This is a genomic window from Bradyrhizobium ingae (assembly GCF_055791185.1).
This window is the reverse complement of record NZ_JBVUBB010000028.1, coordinates 1-16,194: the sequence shown is the minus strand read 5'-3', so window position 1 is coordinate 16,194 and position 16,194 is coordinate 1. Positions and strand designations below refer to the sequence as shown.

The following is a 16,194-nucleotide window of genomic DNA, read 5'->3' as shown; positions in this document are numbered from 1 at the left end:
GGTCAGCGCGAGCGCAGCGAAGCAATCCAGAGTCTTTCCGCGGAGACAGTCTGGATTGCTTCGCTTCGCTCGCAATGACAGAGGTGATGGTCAGCGCTCGGCTCGCGCCTACTGAACGTCCATCTGCAAGCCTTCCTTCGCGATGATGCCGGCGAACTTCTTCGTCTCGGCATCGACGAAATCGGCAAACTGCTGCGGGGTGCCGTAGTCGGCGCGGGCCCCCATCGAGGCGATGTTCTTCCTGATGTCGTCGCGCGCGAGCATCGCCTTGACCTGCAGGTTCAGCGCCTCGAGCACCGGTGCGGGCGCGCCCTTCGGCAGGAAGACGCCGAACCAGGACGACACGTCGAAATTGGCCAGCTCCGGCGCGCTCTCGCGCATGGTCGGAAGGTTGGGTGCGAGCTCGCTGCGCTCCGGCGTGGTGACGCAAAGCCCGTTCAGCGTGCCGTTCTGCACCTGCGGCAGGCTCGGATAAAGGTTGTCGAACAGGATCTGGATGTCGCCGGCGAGCGCAGCCTGGAGCGCGGGGCCCGCGCCGCGAAACGGGATGTGCGTCATCTTCAGCCCGGTGAGCTGGAGAAACCAGGCGCCGGTGAGGTGGGGGCTCTGGCCGACACCTGAGGAGGCGTAGCTGAACTGGTCCGGATTGGCCTTGAGGAAGGCGATCAGCTCTCCGATCGACTTGATGCCGGTCTTCGGATGCGCCGAGACGATGTTCGGGATCCGGATCATGTTGGAGACCGCCTGGAGCTGGTCGGCCTTGTAGCTGAGCTTCTTGAAGATGCTGTAGGCGATCGCGTTCGGACCGGGATTGCCGATCAGGATGGTGTGGCCATCTGGTCTGGCGCGCGCGGCCTCCGCGGTGCCGATGGTACCGCCGCCGCCCGAGCGGTTCTCAACGACCGCCGACTGGCCCCAGACGGTTTGCAGATGCGCCGCGAGCAGTCGTCCCATGACGTCGGTCGAGCCGCCAGCGGCCGCCGGCACGATGATGCGGATGTTCTCGGTGGGCTTCCAGTCCGCCAGGCTCGTGCGCGGCAGGATCGCCGCCGTCGACAGGGCTGCCGCGCCGGTCAGCACCCGCCGGCGGGAAAACGATGTCCTGGTCACGAATCCACTCCCTGCTTCTTGTTTTGCAGGGAGCGTAGGGAACGCGGCGCACAACCGCAAGCAGCGCGGAGCGGCGCGACGCCGCAGGCGAGACCTCAGAAGCTGAGCAGCTTGAACAGCGGTGCGAGGTAGCTGAGCTCCTGGCCCGAGGTCGGCGTGGTCCGGCTGATGAAGTCGAAGATCTTGCCGTCCTGCATGCCGTAATTCGCAAGCCGGCGCACGCGCCGGTTCTTGTCGAAGTAGATCGCGATCACGCGCTGGTCGACCACCTTCTGGTTCATGAAGGCGACCGGGCGCTCCGAGCGCTGCGAGATGTAATAGAACACCTCGCCGTCGAGCGTTGCGACGGTGGAGGGCGTGCCCATCACGATCAGCACCTGGTCCTGGCTCGCGCCGAGCGGAATCTGCTCAAGCGCACCCGGCGGCAGGATGTATCCCTTCTGGAATTGCTCGCCCGTGCAGGCGGCAAGCGCGATGCTGACGAGCGCGGCGGCGGCAACGGCGCGCCAGCGCACGTAACGGCTGCGCGCCTTGGCTCCGTGGTGGCTGGTCTGGCTCGAATTGGTCATTCTCGGAACTATCCCGTCCCCTTGCGTCGCGCGAGGCGCTGAAGTACCGGGCAGAGGCGGCGAGCGCAACCCGCGCGCGCACGCTTGTGGAACCCACAATGCTCTGGCCGTTCAAACACTTCAGGAAACCCCGGCTAGCCCCGCGCGGCACCATTGAGACCATCTATGGCATGATCGTGACGCAGGCGCGAGAACCCATGTTTTACCGGGACTTGGCCGTCCCGGACACAGTTAATGGCCGATTCGACCTGCTTCTCCTGCATTTGTGGCTCCTGCTGCGCCGGCTGCGGGCGGCTTCCGACGGCACCGCACTGTCGCAGGCGCTGTTCGACCGCTTCTGCGAGGACATGGACGACAATCTGAGGGAAATGGGGATCGGGGATCAGACCGTGCCCAAGCGGATGCGCGCCTTTGGCGAGGCCTTTTATGGCCGGGCCAGGGCCTACGACCAAGCCATGGACGAAGGCGGCGATGCGCTGGCGTTGGCGATCTCCAAGAATATCTTGAACAAGAATATCTTGAATGGGGCGGAGACCGCGCAGGCGTTGCGGCTGGCCGGCTATGCCAGGGCCACGGAGACCGAGCTCGCCCGGACCGAACAGGACGCGCTGCTGCGCGGTTCATTTGCGTTTCTACCGCCGCTTGGGGAGCATGTGGCGCCATGACCAGACCGAATACCGGACCCGAGACCGATCCGTGGCGGGCGCCCCTGATCGTGGCGCAAATCCCGGATACCGGCTTGCATCGGGAGATCGAGGCATCGGGCCGCGAGCGCGAGGCCATCGCCGAGGTCGCGGGTGTTCGCGAGATTCTTTCCGCCCAGGCCTCCTTCGACGTGTCGCCGAAGAGCGGCGGGCGGGTGCATGTCACCGGCAACGTTCGGGCACGGATCGGCCAGGTCTGCGTGGTGACGCTCGACCCGATCGAGAGCGAGATCGACGAGGAGATCGACCTGATCTTCGCGCCCGAAGCCGAGGCGAGGCGATTGGCCGATCTCATCGAGGAGGGGCAGGACAGCGACGCCGCCGAGGCCGCTCCCGAACCGCCGGAGGCGATCGTCGCCGGCGTCATCGACCTCGGCCGGCTGGCGACCGACGCCCTGTTCCTGGGCATCGATCCCTATCCGCGCAAGCCGGGCGCGGTGTTCGAGGCGGAGGTTACTGCCCCCGATCCCGAGGATCACCCGTTTGCAGCGTTGAAGGCGCTTCAGGACAAGCCCAAGCGCAAATAAGGGCAAATAACGGTGCGTAGCGGGCGGGTTTGCTTTGCGATGTGCATGAATGGTTTGCCTCGTCAGGTTGAAGGCTTGCCTCATCGGGTTGATTTCACGATGTTTTTCTCGCTGGGGCGGGTGCAATCCGGGATCACCCGGGATGTAAAAGGCTGGGGTCAAGAGGTTGTTTCGACGCGGGGAAACGCTATTGTCGCGGCCCGGTCCGGGTGCGGTGTGGCGTCTGGCCGATCGCCGTCGATGACGGCGAACCCATTTCGCGGCCCCGCTAGTTCTTAGACCGCAAGAGATCAGGTTTCCGGGACATTATGCCAAGCAAGGTTCGAATCGCGCTTGACGCCATGGGAGGCGACGTCGGCGCCCCCGTCGTCATTCCCGGCGCCGCCATCTCGCTTGCCCGGCATCCCGATATCGAATTCCTGCTGGTCGGCGACCGCGCCAGGATCGAGCCGGAGCTGCAGAAGCATCCCTCGCTGAAGGCCGCCTCGAAGGTGATCCACACCGATGTCGCCGTCAGCATGGAGGACAAGCCGAGCCAGGCGCTGCGGCGCGGCCGCAAGACCTCATCGATGTGGCTCGCCATCGACGCGGTGAAGAAAGGCGAGGCGGATGTTGCGGTCTCCGCCGGCAACACCGGCGCGTTGATGGCGATGTCGCGCTTCCACCTGCGCACGCTGCCGGGCATCGATCGCCCGGCCATTGCCGGGATGTGGCCGACCAAGCGCGGCGAGTCCGTCGTGCTCGACCTCGGGGCCACCATCGGGGGCGACACGCACCACCTGGTGTCGCTGGCCGTCATGGGCGCAGCGATGGCGAGCGTGTTGTTCAACAAGCGGCGCCCTTCGGTCGGCCTGCTCAATATCGGAACCGAAGAGATCAAGGGACACGAGGAAATCCGCGAGGCCGGCGAAAAGCTGCGTGCGATGAACCTGCCGGAGCTCGATTATCTCGGCTTCATCGAGGGCGACGGCATCGGCAAGGGACTGGCCGACGTCATCGTCACCGAAGGTTTCAGCGGCAATATCGCACTCAAGGCGGCCGAGGGAACCGCGCGGCAGATGGCTGAACTGCTCCGCAACGAGATGCAGCGGAGCTGGATGTCCAAGCTCGGCTACCTCTTCGCGCGCGGTGCTTTCCAGGCCCTGCGCGACAAGATGGACCCGAACAAGTCCAACGGCGGTGTGTTCCTCGGATTGAGGGGACTCGTGGTCAAGAGCCATGGCGGAATCAGCGCCGAAGGCTTTGCCTATGCGATCGATGTTGGCTATGAGATGGTGCATTACGATCTCCTGACCAAGATCAATCAGATGCTCAACCGCGACGGTGGCGCGCTGACTTCAGTGCCGACCGCGCAGGAGGCTGTTTCGTGACTCAAATTCGATCGGTCGTGCTCGGCTGCGGCAGCTATTTGCCGGAGCGTGTCGTGACCAATGCCGAGTTGGCGGCCCGCATCGACACGTCGGACGAGTGGATCGTGCAGCGCACGGGCATTCGCGAGCGTCACATCGCGGCCGACGATGAGTTCACCTCGCATCTTGCGATCAAGGCGGCGCGCGCGGCGCTCGCGCATGCCCGGCTCGATCCGCAGGCGATCGATCTGATCGTGCTCGCGACCTCGACGCCCGACAACACGTTTCCGGCGACCGCAGTCGCCGTCCAGCACGGGCTCGGCATCAGCCATGGCGTGGCGTTCGACCTGCAGGCGGTCTGCTCCGGCTTCGTGTTCGCGCTCGCCACGGCCGACAACTTCCTGCGCACGGGCGCCTATAAGCGCGCGCTGGTGATCGGCGCGGAGACTTTCTCGCGTATTCTCGACTGGAACGACCGCGGCACCTGCGTGCTGTTCGGCGACGGTGCCGGCGCCATCGTGCTGGAGGCGCAGACGCAGCCCGGCAAGACCTCTGACAGCGGCGTGCTGACCACGCATCTGCGTTCGGACGGGCGCCACAAGGCCAAGCTGTTCGTCGATGGCGGGCCCGGCTCGACCAGGACCGTCGGCCACCTGCGCATGGAAGGCAAGGAAGTGTTCAAGCACGCGGTCGGCATGATCACCGACGTGATCGTCGACGCCTTCAATGCCACCGGCATCACGGCCGAGGACATCAACTGGTTCATCCCGCACCAGGCCAACAAGCGAATCATCGATGCGTCCGCCCACAAGCTGCATATTGCGCCGCAGAAGGTGGTGCTGACCGTCGACAAGCACGGCAACACCTCGGCGGCCTCGATCCCGCTGGCGCTGTCGGTCGCGGTGAAGGACGGCCGGGTGAAGAAGGGCGATCTGCTGCTGTTCGAAGCGATGGGCGGCGGCTTCACCTGGGGCTCCGCACTCGTGCGCTGGTAGCAGAGCGCGATCGATAAAATTTTGCCGGGTTTACCGGCCATTTTGCCGACTCAAGCAGAGATGAGCGGGTTGACCGTCGTCTCGTAACCTCATAATTTTAGACGACAATTGTTCGCCGTGATGTGGGGCAGGGCGATGACCGAGACTAGTAAAACCGTAACGCGTGTTGATCTCTGCGAGGCCGTCTACCAAAAGGTCGGCCTGTCGCGGACGGAATCGTCTGCCTTCGTGGAACTCGTGTTGAAGGAGATCACCGATTGCCTCGAGCGGGGCGAGACGGTGAAACTGTCCTCGTTCGGCTCCTTCATGGTGCGTAAGAAGGGTCAGCGTATCGGCCGCAATCCGAAGACCGGTACCGAAGTGCCGATTTCGCCGCGCCGGGTGATGGTGTTCAAGCCGTCCGCCATCCTGAAGCAGCGGATCAATTCGCAACACAAGGCCAATGGCGACGGCAGCAAGACTCAGGCCGAGGCGTAGTCGCCTCCCATAAGGAGAGCCGCATTTGGACAAGGCGCCGGATGCGTTCCGCACCATCAGCGAAGTAGCGCAGGACCTCGACATCCCGCAGCACGTGCTGCGGTTCTGGGAGACCCGCTTCTCCCAGATCAAGCCGATGAAGCGCAGCGGCGGTCGCCGCTACTACCGCCCCGACGACGTCGACCTGCTCAAGGGCATCCGTCGGCTGCTCTACGGGGAGGGCTATACCATCCGCGGCGTGCAGCGGATCCTCAAGGAGCACGGCATCAAGTCGGTCCAGGGGCTCGCCGATTCGTCGGCCGCGGTCTCGTTCGGCGCGATCGAGGATGCGATCGGGCAGAGCCTGATGGAGACCGACGAGGAACCCGAGATCCGCGGGGTCGCCGATACCGACGATGACGACTACCAGGGCGAGGAGGAGGAAGGCATCGATTTCCGCTTCGCCGAGATCGACGACGAGGAAATCCTCACCACCTTCCGCAAGGGCGGTGCCCCCGCGGCACCCGCCGGCCCAAGCGCGCTCGACCGGGAGCGGCTGGGACGGGTGCTCGCCGACCTCGTCGCCTGCCGGGAAATGCTGGATCAGGCGCTGAAGGACGGGTAGGGCCGCATTCGGCCGGCTTTGCCGGGTGTTCCGGGACCTCGAGGCGCGCACACCAAAATGCTGGGCTTCGCCTTGCGCAAAGCAGCGATCCTAGCTAATGGAACGACATTCGGAGCGTGGCGCAGCCCGGTTAGCGCACTAGTCTGGGAGACTAGGGGTCGGAGGTTCAAATCCTCTCGCTCCGACCATTTTTCAACTCATCCATCGGGCGGACTGATCGGGGGCGTGGCACGGGCGTCGCCGCCCCTGATGCTTGCGTGCCGATGGGGTGGCGGCGGCTGCCGCGTCAGCCAAACAAGATCTCGAAAACAACCCCACGCAAAGTAGCCGATCACGGCCACGTGATGCATTGCGGATTTTGCTATGTCATCATCCCAGCAAATCGGATGAGGCCGATGAGACCCGGAGAGGTTGTATCCTCTCCAGTCGCGAAAGTAGAACAGCATGGGTATCCCGGAACGGCTCCGTACCGCCATCGACACATCGGTGCTCTGCTGGCTCGGCACGGTGGATGCCGAGGGTCAGCCGAACGTCAGCCCGAAGGAAATCTTTTGTATGGGCGAGGGGGCGAACGAGGTGCTGGTCGCCGAGATTGCCTCACCCGTCACCAGGAGGAATATTTCCGAAAGTCCAAAAGTCTGTCTCAGCGCAATCGATATTTTTGCGCAGAAGGGAATTAAGGCCTACGGAATCGCCACGCTGATAACTCCCGCCGATCCTGACTTCGTGGCAATTGCTGCGCCCCTTACCCGCAAGGCCGGACCGGACTTCAAGATACGCGCGGTCATTCGTGTGACGGTAAACAGGGTCGCGCCAATCCTGGCGCCAAGCTACGCGGTGTTTCCCGAAAGGACCGAGGATGAGCAACGGCGACGCGCGTTCGAGACCTATGGGGTGCAGGGTCCCGGGTAGAATGACGGTGCAGTCAATTGTACTTTTTGCCGGCAGCATAAGGGTCAGATACGAGTTAGGGGTGCAGTCCAGCACTGTCACCGTAACTTGGGCGTACCAAATTCACCGGCTTCCAGCCCGGCACTGACCGGCACGTGGCGTGAGAAGGCCAAGGCGTACAGTGTCGTTCGATGACACTCTTCGTCGACGCGAAAGCAGCCTGGACTATTGCCGATCCTCGTATCGCTCGCATCGGGCGTCACCACGCCTCACCGTAGTGATCTCCTGGAAGTTGTTCTTCGGGTCACAGTGCAATAGCGCGTACTCAGACCAATACGGATATGCTACGCGCCAACAGACGTTCACGCCCGCCGGAACCTCTCGCGAATACCCTCGTATCGTATACATGCATGCAGTATTGAGGCCCGGATCTGACCTTTTCGGAGGCTCGGCTGTGCCTTGGGCATGAGCCTGAACCTGAACTAACGAAGCCAGTGCAAAGAACGAGACGGATAAGGCGCGCATTTTTGTCTCCTCCTGCTTTCAGTGGTGCAAATGCTCAACCAACCACGAGGTAGGCTGAGCTGGAGCGGTGTTGAACAGCGGCATCGGCCGCCGGTCCATCGGATTAAAGCTCCTCGGCAGATCGAAGCTTAGGCTCTCAAGGCAGTTCCCGAATTAACCCGCGGTCGGGGTATCAAGCTTAATCCGAGAACTTGATTGCTGCCACCTGCCGGGGCGCTAGGCTGCACCCACCGGACATTGCCCTTGTCCGGTCCACCCCGAGGCGAAGTCGTCGCGCCAATATACTCGGCGCGGCGGCTTCGTTTGATCGACGCGGGCTATCGTATGCGCAAACTGCTGTCGGCCGTTTTCAGCGCCTGCCTCTGGTTCACCTTGCTCGCGCTTGTCGTTGCTGGCATTGCGCGCGTGGGCGTGGAGGCGATGGAGCGACGAAGCCAACTTCAAATTGCTCGCCTCCGCTGAACGAAGTGTCGTCTTTGCCGGCGGGTAAATGATTGAGAGCCGTCAGACCCTGCGATAAGTCACATGCCCCGTCGCAAACGGGATGCCGGCCCGGCCGGCGCTGCCGCGCACGATGCAGGTTCGCTCGTCGATCGCGTAGAACCAATCGTCGAAATTCAGCTTGAAGGATTTGCCGCCCGCTTGCGGCGTGTCGCGGGTGTACTTCCAATGGAATGCGCAGCCGGCTTGCTCGCCGATCGCCTCGCCTTCAAGTCGGTTCTCCAATCCGGTGTACTTGCCTTCGTCGCCTTTTCGGATGGTCCAGTGCAACGTGTCCGTGTGTCCATCATCGAACGTATAGGTCTCGATGAACACCACCGTATCAGCGTCCGCATCCAGTTCGCCGTGGGCTGCTATCGTTGCGCGCTTCAGCAATCCGCCGACCAGATTTTCCAGCACTGCCCAGCCTTCGAGCCGCCCGACGAAAAACCGTTCGGGAAGAAACAGCGGCGTTGTGGATCTGAAAGACTCGATCGCCATCGGTAAGCCCATTCGGAAAGCGTTTAACTAAGTCGCTGTCGCCGACGAGGTTCCTGATCAGCGCGGAAACATGCTCGGTTCGGTGCGCTCGACGATCCGCAGCACGCTCTTGCAGGCCGGGCATTCATACGATCGTATCTCGTACCGCCCGGCGGCCGGTTCGCTTCGGACCAATATCCGCGGCTGGTCGCACGCGGTGCAACGTGGCCCTTCGAAGTATCGATTGCGGTTCATTGCAGAACCCAAATCGGAGAGTCAGGAAAGGAAAGGGCCGCCCGGAAATATATCGGGCGGCCACCAGGTCCAATATCAAGCGGCTGATCTCAGTCCCGGTGGAAGCACTGTAAACGCGACGCGAGCCTGCAAACGGTTCGGTATCCGACATTCCCCGTCGGAACACGGTGCGAGTTGCATCTCAGTCACACCCTGACCGCATCAACGTCGTCTCCGGGCGGTCGGTTGCCAACAAACGCTCGTTGGCATTTGCCTGCCACATCATTGGAGCAAGTCGGCTTCGATCGGTCTTCTGCAGGGCGCGTGTGGCTTCAGTCGCCGAACAACAATCTAATTTTCAAAAGAAACTTCAACAATCGAATGCTTGCCTCTTGGGAGGCAAGGGGCAGAGGTTCAAATCCTCTCGCTCCGACCATCTTCAGACGTTTTGGCGCGGGGGCGGCAGAGGCCGGTCCTCCGGGCGTTTCCTCCCCTTGCGGGGTTGGGCCTTAGGCGTGGCCCTTGATTTCGTAGTGACCTGGCACACACTTGTAGCGTTCGATGCGCCAGTTGACGTGGTAGATCGGGTGCTCGCCCATCCATTTTGCGAGTTCGGCCTGCGCGCCGACCGCGCACTGCATGAGCGAGATTTCGGGCGTCATGTTGCTGTCGGTAACGATTTCCTCGACGCAGCCGCCCGAGGCTGTTGCGCCAAGCCGGCAGAGCACGGCCACGACGGTAATAAACATGCATTTCACCTCTTTGGTTGTTGATCGCCAGGAGGAGATGCAAGTGGAATGCCACGCCGTGTGTCGATCACGACACGATGGCTTGAGGAATCACCCCCAGCTTTCGCCCCATTGACGATTCGGATTGTAGAAAAAATCCCCCCAATCCGAAGCCGGACAAATACGGGGAACCGGACGCGGCGCCGGCCTGCTTTACCGCAGGCACTGCGCTGCTACACTTTGCAGCGGCCCCGTGCACTGCCCGCGACGGCCAACAAAACCAACAACCAGACCAATCGCGAGGGGGCCGAACCCATGAAGGACTTTTCCGGAAAGATTGCCGTCATCACCGGCGGCGGTACGGGGATGGGGCGCGAGCTCGCGCGCCAGCTCGTGGCCGAGGGCTGCAACGTCGCGATGTGCGACGTCTCGGAGGCCGCGATGGCCGAAACCAGGCGGCTGTGCGAGGTCGAGAGGCTGCCGCAGGGCTTGCGCGTCACCACCCATGTCGCCGACGTCGCCATCGAGGATCATCTCAAGCGCTTTCGCGACGAGCTCGCCGAGCAGCAGAAGACCGACAGGATCCATCTTCTGTTCAACAATGCCGGTGTCGGCGGCGGCGGCAGCCTGTTCACCAACACGCGCGAGCAGTGGGAGCGTACTTTCAACATCTGCTGGGGCGGGGTCTATCTCGGCGTCCGCACCTTCCTGCCGATGCTGGTCGCGGCCGACGAGGCGCACATCGTCAACACCGCGAGCGTCAACGGCTTCTGGGCCTCGATCGGCATGCTCCATGCGCACACGGCCTACAGCTCGGCCAAGTTCGCGGTCAAAGGGTTTACCGAGGCGCTGATCAATGATCTCCGCTTGCACGCGCCGCACGTCAAATGCTCGGTGGTGATGCCGGGTCACATCGGCACCTCGATTATCTCCAACTCGCGGAAGGTGCTGAGCGGCGACGGTTCCGAGCGTCTGGATGCCGACGAGGTCGCGCTGACCCGCATGCGCATGGTCGCGGCCGGGGTGCCCGATGCCGACAAGATGTCGGACGAGGACATCCAGGCGGTCTTCGCCGAGCGCGCCCGCAGCTTTCGCGAGGATGCGCCGACCACGGCCGCGCAGGCGGCGAAGATCATCCTCGACGGCGTCAAGGCCGAGAGGTGGCGCATCCTGGTCGGCGAGGACGCCGTGCGCCTCGATCAGCGCGTGCGCGCCACGCCGGAGCAGGCCTATGAGCGCGCCTTCTACGAGAGCTTTGCCCAGGAGGCCGGCTGGCGGCTGGGGTGAGGTGAGGGTGGGCATCGCGGTCGATCACGACCGTCGCCGTGTTCGCTATAGTGTTGGCGTGAGTGCCGTCATCCTGAGGCGCGAGCCACGCGGCGCGACGCGTCGTGTGGGGAGCCTCAAGGATGAACGGCCGGGATGCAGCCGGGCCGTCGCCCTTCGAGGCTCGCTGCGCCCGCACCTCAGGGTGACGGTGAGAGAGTTGAGCGTGTTCCGACGCAGAAATTTTGCTGTGGCGGTCGTGATCGCGAAGCAACGGGATGTCGCCCACGCGATATCACGAAGTCACTCAAGCAATCTTGATTGCCAAGCGGGCCGTTGCGGGCTCGTTTCGGCCGCCGGTACCTTGGTAGCTGGACTAAAATAAGTTATTCAGTCAATTGTTGAAGATAGCAAATGAAGCTTCGTTTCGCATGATCCCCGCCTGCCTTCCCGACGATTGGGCTTTCTGGCCGGAGGGGGAAGACCTCTCCGCCGAATTCATGCGATTGCTCGCGGCCGCCCAAGAGGGCGGGGCGACGATCGCCGAGTGCCTCCTGATCGCGCGACGGATCAGGCGCGGCGACGAGCTCTCCTGGCATCGCGAATGGCTGGCGCTTGCGCAGACCAATCGAGAGCGCGGTGACGCAGCGTTCGCTGGCGGCCATATCGCCACCGCCCAGCGCAACTGGCTTCGCGCCATCAGCTACTACAATGCCGCTGCGCTTCCGCTCGAGCCTGCGGACCCGCGGCGCACTGAGGCGGTTTTGGCGATGCAGGGTTGCGCGCGCAGCTTCCTCAAGGTGAGCAGCCCCGCAGGCGAGGTCGTCACTATGCCGTGGCTGAACGGTCATTCGCTGCAGGGCTACTTTCTGCCGGCGCAGCCGACGGGCCGGCCGCGGGCGACGGTGGTCTGCATTGGCGAGCCTGGGCATCGCAAGGAGGAGTTCTTGATCAAGCTCGCGCCGTTCGCGCGCGAGCGCGGCCTGTCGATGCTGGCGATCGATCTTCTGGGCGAGCGCAGCGACGATGACCTCGACAGGATCCTGCGCCGCCGCGATCTCGAGACCTCGATCACCGCGATCATGGACTATCTGTCGTCGCGTGCCGACGTCGACTTCGGCCGCGTCGCCATCCTCGCGGACGGCTGGGGCTCCTCATTCGTGGCCCGCGCGATCGTGCACGAGCCGCGGCTCGCGGCGGCGGTGTGTGACGGCGGCCTGTGGGATCTGCACGAGCGCGCCTTTCTCGCCAACCGCATCATGCTGCGTGATGCCAGCCTCGTCTCCGGACCCGAGGCCACCCTGATCGCCCGCGACATCGATTGTCCGGTGTTGATCACGCTCGGCGACGACGGCTGGCTGAAGCCGGACCGCGCGCGGCAGATGGTGAAGCAGGTGCGCTCCACGCGGTCGGATGTGACGCTTCGGGTGTTCACCGCCGAGGAGACCGCCGCGGCGCAGTCGCATGCCGACAACCCGACCCTTGCCAACGAGTACATCTTCGACTGGCTGGCGTCGCGGCTTGGTCAGTTGCCGGCTTAATGGACGACGAGTTTCCGAATTGCTGCGGGCCTACCACCTCGATTTACCTCTCCTCGCTGGGGAGAGGTAAAGCAACCGACCGCACTTCACTTTAGCGCACTTCCGAGAACTAAAAATCCAGCGCGACCCTTACGCAAGCCTTCTCAAGGCGGTTCTTGACGGTGGCGAGCTTCTCGGTGAACGCGGTCAACTCGTCCTGGTCGAACTCCTCGAACACATATTCCCGAATCGCCTTGTACTGCTCGGTGAGGCTTGCGAGATGCTTCTGCGTCTTGTCGGTAAGCGACAGCCGGACCACCCGCGCGTCCGTCGGCGAGGGCTTGCGGCGCAGCAGGCCCTTCTTCTCCAAAAGCTTCGACTGGGTGGTTATGAAGGACGGGTCGACGTGGAGTAGCTTTGACACGACGTTGACGGGAACGCCGTCGTCCTTGTCGAGGTCGGAGATCGCCATCAGGATCATCCATTGTGGCCCGGAGATGCCGAGCGTGCGGGCCCAGAACTGTCGAAGCTCCTCGAGATAGTTGTTGATCGAGGAGATCTCCCAGGTGAAGCACTTGATGATGTCCAGATGTCCGACGGAGCGATGACGCGCTCCGTCCTTCCTCGTCGCGGACACGGCTTCCCTCCTCATTTGATCCTTGTCACCGACGCTATCGGCACCCATTGTCGATGCAAGTCTGCTCTGTGGCAAAGTGCCAGAGCAAGGTAATTATGTCACGCATATTACACAGATGAGCTGATCAGCCTTGGCCGCGGCCGGTCGGTGTTGCGCCCGGGTCACAGCGCGGCCGTAATCATATAGCTTAGCTAATAAACTATTTTGATTAGCAAAGTGACGCATGCATATTCGCGTCCGACGGTTCAAGGGGATTCTTCGGCCGTCCCGTTGCAGGTGGTTCGCACAGGTTGCCCGCGCGAAGGCGCGCGCCTCCGAAGGCGAAAAGCGGCCGAGCGGTTTTCAAAAGGCGGGGGTCTGGAGGCTGATGGCCCGCCTCGCCATGAATGAGCAACTTGGAGGTTGAATATGAAATTGGTGAAGAGCCTTTTGCTCGGCTCAGCGGCGGGTCTGATCGCCGTGAGCGGAGCACAGGCAGCCGATCTCCCCGTGAAGGCCAAGGCGGTCGAATACGTGAAGATCTGCTCTCTGTACGGAGCCGGATTCTACTACATGCCGGGCACTGATACCTGCATCAAGTTCGGCGGCTACCTGCGTGCCGACGCGACGGTTGGCGCGGGCGACTATAACTTCCAGCAGGGCGCGAACCAGGGTTCGAACAACCGTCTGACCAACTACTGGTTCAGCCGCGCTCGTATGGACTTCACCGTCGACACCCGCACGGCGACCGAGTACGGCGTGGTGCGCACCTACGCGGACATGGTGTTCACCTGGACGAGCAACGCTGTGACCGGCAGCAACCCGTCGGCGCAAGGGGCCTCGGACGGTAGCGCCCAGCTTGGCCTCTACCATGCGTTCATCCAGTTCGCCGGCTTCACCTTCGGCCGCACGGTCTCGATCTTCGACGCTCCGTGGCAGAGCTATCCGGCTGGCGGTCCCGACACCATTCCGGGCGGTTCGAACAACGTCAACGGCATCAACCAGGTTGCCTATACGGCTGACTTCGGCCAGGGCATCACCGGTTCAGTGGCCTTGCAGGATATGACCACGGCGACAAACGGCCAGTCGAACCTCTGGAACGTCTCCTCGGGTACGGCCGCTCAGTTCGTGACGGGCGTCTACGGTGCCAACGATTGGGGTGGCACGCGTTCTCCTGACATCGTCGGTGCTGTTCGCGTCGACCAGGCCTGGGGTCTGGCCCAGATCTCGGTTGCCGCGCATGACATCCATTCCGCTTACTACGGCGCCACGGAAGTTACAGGTCACCCCGGTGACAAGTGGGGCTGGGCGGTGCAGGGTTCGTTGTCGATCAAGAACATCCCGACGGGACCTGGCGACAACATCAACCTGCAGGCTGTCTACACGGATGGTGCGAGCCGCTACAACTTCCAGAGCCTGTTCCCGCAGAGCTTCTTCATGTTCAGCGGCAGCGGCACCGGCGCGTATCAGAGCACCGCTTTCGCTGGCATTGCTGACGGCGTTTTCGGCACTGGCACCGGCATCGATACCGTCAAGACCTGGGGCTTCCGCGGTGGCTACACCCACAACTGGAACCCGAACTGGGCGAGCGCCATCTACGGTGGCTATGCTCAGCTGAAGTACGGCGACACGGGCAAGGCCCTGATCTGCACGAACTTCGCGGCGATCGCCGTGGCCGGTTCGACCTGTAACCCGGACTTCAACTTTGCGGTCATCGGTGTCAACACCGTGTGGACCCCGGTCAAGAACCTGGCGTTCACGGCTGACGTGAACTGGACGCATCTGGACCAGAAGTATTCCGGCGCCATCGTGAGCCCGGGCATTGCCGCTGCTGCCAAGCCGGCAGCCGTGTATGAGCTGAAGGACCAGAACTCGGTCAGCATGCTCCTGCGCGCCCAGCGCAACTTCTAAGATCGCTCTCTCGACCGATCAGAGAACCCCGACGGGCAACCGCCGGGGTTTTTTCTTGAGCGGTTTTCTTGGCCGTTTTTCTTGGCCGTTTTTCTTTGCAGATTTTGTTGGCTGCTTTATCGCCGGCCGGCTCTGGCGGAGCAGGCCTTACGCGAAACGAAGGAGTGCCATGCAATTCGTTCGCTCTCAAATTTATTTACTTAGTTGATTTACTCAGCTATATTCCTCCAGCCGATAAGTTGAACTGACGGCTCCTGGCTTCATGCTAGGCCTCCAAAACCTCCGGCAGTGCCCTGCCGGAGGTTTTTACTTTGTGGTGGCTGCGAGCAGCAGTCAGCTGCGCATGAGGCGCGCGCGTGAGTTCGGCCGATAGGCAAGCCGCGCGTGGCCCGCGCAATAAGACTGGCCGTCGGGCGAGGCGTTGCCGCAGAAACAGAAATCATCCGCGCCGGGTGTCGAGATCGGCCAGCGGCAGCGGTTCTCCGACAATTCGAGTAGCGAGCAGCGGTTGGCCTCGTCGATCGGTGCATGCGCGAGCGGCGTCTCGTCCTCGATCGCGGCGAGCATTTCATATTGCAGCCTGCGGAGGGTCCGCAGGGCCCGCGCGGTGCTCTTGTCCGCGTTCCGCTCCTCGCGCTTCGGACCGCGCGTGAGATTGAGGCGGCTGAGCTTGCCGATGACGGCATTGCGGCTGACGCCGATATCGGCGGCGATCTCGCGGCAGGACAGGCCGGCATGAAAATGACTTTTCAGAAGTTCGATGCGCTCACTGGTCCAGGTGGCGGCGGACGCTGGCGAAGTCGTTGAAGCGGCAGGCATGTTGTAACGGTCCCAGGTTGCAAATCGACCACGCCATCCGAAACCGTCCGCTTTGCGCGCTCCTTGAGCCTCATGTCCTGCCATTGTCGCGAATCGACAAGAGGCCGTCCTTGATGGCGAGACGGATGCCTTCTTCGATCAAGGTCCGTGCGACGCCGGGAACGCTGGTGCCATGGGTGCCCTGTCTCACCAGTTTTTCGAGATACGTGATGGTCGAGAGCGCCAAGGTTACGGGAATGCGGTCAGTCTCGGCTTTTTCGGTGGCCATGACACAAACGCTAGCCTCTTACGCGGGTACAGAAAAGTAACGTTTAAGACTCTATTTAGAAACGGGGAGGAGTCAAATCCGGATCGAACCGGTGCCTGAGGCCATTGGAATCGCTGAGGAA

18 protein-coding genes and 1 tRNA gene are annotated in these 16,194 nt (G+C 62.7%); 12 read left to right on the top strand and 7 right to left on the bottom strand.

From position 1 onward, the window contains the following. Positions 1-108: 108 nt before the first annotated feature. Positions 109-1,110 (bottom strand): Bug family tripartite tricarboxylate transporter substrate binding protein, encoded by a 1,002-nt coding sequence (locus tag ACV1FX_RS30095; RefSeq protein WP_473121181.1) that lies wholly within the window; start codon positions 1,108-1,110, stop codon positions 109-111. Positions 1,111-1,205: 95 nt separating this feature from the next. After that, the gene (locus tag ACV1FX_RS30090) at positions 1,206-1,679 is read right to left on the bottom strand and encodes an outer membrane protein assembly factor BamE (protein ID WP_473121180.1); all 474 of its coding nucleotides are present in this window, start codon (positions 1,677-1,679) and stop codon (positions 1,206-1,208) included. A gap of 98 nt (positions 1,680-1,777) precedes the next feature. On the opposite strand from ACV1FX_RS30090, the gene ACV1FX_RS30085 reads away from it, so the two are divergent. The 9 genes from ACV1FX_RS30085 (at position 1,778) to ACV1FX_RS30045 (ending at position 8,213) form a co-directional block, all read left to right on the top strand. After that, on the top strand, positions 1,778-2,344 hold the full coding sequence (locus ACV1FX_RS30085; RefSeq protein WP_473121179.1) for a ubiquinol-cytochrome C chaperone family protein: 567 nt from the start codon (positions 1,778-1,780) through the stop codon (positions 2,342-2,344). After that, positions 2,341-2,910 (top strand): YceD family protein, encoded by a 570-nt coding sequence (locus ACV1FX_RS30080; protein WP_473121178.1) that lies wholly within the window; start codon positions 2,341-2,343, stop codon positions 2,908-2,910. Before ACV1FX_RS30085 ends, ACV1FX_RS30080 begins: the two co-directional genes overlap by 4 nt. 308 nt (positions 2,911-3,218) lie before the next feature. Next, entirely contained in the window at positions 3,219-4,280 is a 1,062-nt protein-coding gene (gene plsX / locus ACV1FX_RS30075) for a phosphate acyltransferase PlsX (protein ID WP_473121177.1), read from the top strand. Next, positions 4,277-5,254 (top strand): beta-ketoacyl-ACP synthase III, encoded by a 978-nt coding sequence (locus ACV1FX_RS30070; RefSeq protein ID WP_473121176.1) that lies wholly within the window; start codon positions 4,277-4,279, stop codon positions 5,252-5,254. The genes plsX and ACV1FX_RS30070 overlap by 4 nt, the downstream gene beginning before the upstream one ends. Positions 5,255-5,389: 135 nt before the next feature. Continuing rightward, positions 5,390-5,731: an integration host factor subunit alpha gene (locus ACV1FX_RS30065; protein WP_254095658.1), complete on the top strand. Its 342-nt coding sequence runs from the start codon at positions 5,390-5,392 to the stop codon at positions 5,729-5,731. Positions 5,732-5,756: 25 nt separating this feature from the next. Then, positions 5,757-6,335 (top strand): MerR family transcriptional regulator, encoded by a 579-nt coding sequence (locus ACV1FX_RS30060; protein ID WP_473121175.1) that lies wholly within the window; start codon positions 5,757-5,759, stop codon positions 6,333-6,335. A gap of 110 nt (positions 6,336-6,445) precedes the next feature. After that, positions 6,446-6,523, top strand: a tRNA-Pro gene (locus tag ACV1FX_RS30055). 256 nt (positions 6,524-6,779) lie between these two features. Beyond that, positions 6,780-7,247, top strand: a complete 468-nt coding sequence (locus ACV1FX_RS30050; RefSeq protein ID WP_473121174.1) for a pyridoxamine 5'-phosphate oxidase family protein — start codon at positions 6,780-6,782, stop codon at positions 7,245-7,247. 807 nt (positions 7,248-8,054) lie between these two features. Next, positions 8,055-8,213, top strand: a complete 159-nt coding sequence (locus ACV1FX_RS30045; protein ID WP_473121173.1) for a hypothetical protein — start codon at positions 8,055-8,057, stop codon at positions 8,211-8,213. A 42-nt stretch (positions 8,214-8,255) separates the two neighbouring features. Here the strand turns inward: ACV1FX_RS30045 and ACV1FX_RS30040 are convergent, their stop codons facing one another. Further along, on the bottom strand, positions 8,256-8,732 hold the full coding sequence (locus ACV1FX_RS30040) for a DUF3833 family protein (protein ID WP_473121172.1): 477 nt from the start codon (positions 8,730-8,732) through the stop codon (positions 8,256-8,258). Positions 8,733-9,454: 722 nt separating this feature from the next. Continuing rightward, positions 9,455-9,694 (bottom strand): hypothetical protein, encoded by a 240-nt coding sequence (locus ACV1FX_RS30035; protein ID WP_473121171.1) that lies wholly within the window; start codon positions 9,692-9,694, stop codon positions 9,455-9,457. 294 nt (positions 9,695-9,988) lie between these two features. Between ACV1FX_RS30035 and ACV1FX_RS30030 the strand changes: the two genes are divergently transcribed. Next, positions 9,989-10,960, top strand: a complete 972-nt coding sequence (locus ACV1FX_RS30030; RefSeq protein ID WP_473121170.1) for an SDR family oxidoreductase — start codon at positions 9,989-9,991, stop codon at positions 10,958-10,960. 410 nt (positions 10,961-11,370) lie between these two features. Next, positions 11,371-12,480: an alpha/beta hydrolase family protein gene (locus tag ACV1FX_RS30025; protein WP_473121169.1), complete on the top strand. Its 1,110-nt coding sequence runs from the start codon at positions 11,371-11,373 to the stop codon at positions 12,478-12,480. A gap of 109 nt (positions 12,481-12,589) precedes the next feature. On the opposite strand, the gene ACV1FX_RS30020 is transcribed toward ACV1FX_RS30025, so the two are convergent. Then, entirely contained in the window at positions 12,590-13,096 is a 507-nt protein-coding gene (locus tag ACV1FX_RS30020) for a MarR family winged helix-turn-helix transcriptional regulator (protein ID WP_473121168.1), read from the bottom strand. 408 nt (positions 13,097-13,504) lie between these two features. On the opposite strand from ACV1FX_RS30020, the gene ACV1FX_RS30015 reads away from it, so the two are divergent. Then, positions 13,505-14,986 carry a porin gene (locus ACV1FX_RS30015; RefSeq protein WP_473121167.1) on the top strand — a complete coding sequence of 494 codons (1,482 nt, stop codon included), beginning with the start codon at positions 13,505-13,507 and terminating at the stop codon, positions 14,984-14,986. 333 nt (positions 14,987-15,319) lie between these two features. On the opposite strand, the gene ACV1FX_RS30010 is transcribed toward ACV1FX_RS30015, so the two are convergent. Further along, complete coding sequence (locus ACV1FX_RS30010; protein ID WP_473121166.1) at positions 15,320-15,805, bottom strand: GcrA family cell cycle regulator; 486 nt, start codon at positions 15,803-15,805, stop codon at positions 15,320-15,322. Between the two features lie 70 nt (positions 15,806-15,875). Continuing rightward, positions 15,876-16,073 (bottom strand): hypothetical protein, encoded by a 198-nt coding sequence (locus ACV1FX_RS30005; protein WP_007603456.1) that lies wholly within the window; start codon positions 16,071-16,073, stop codon positions 15,876-15,878. Positions 16,074-16,194: the final 121 nt, after the last annotated feature.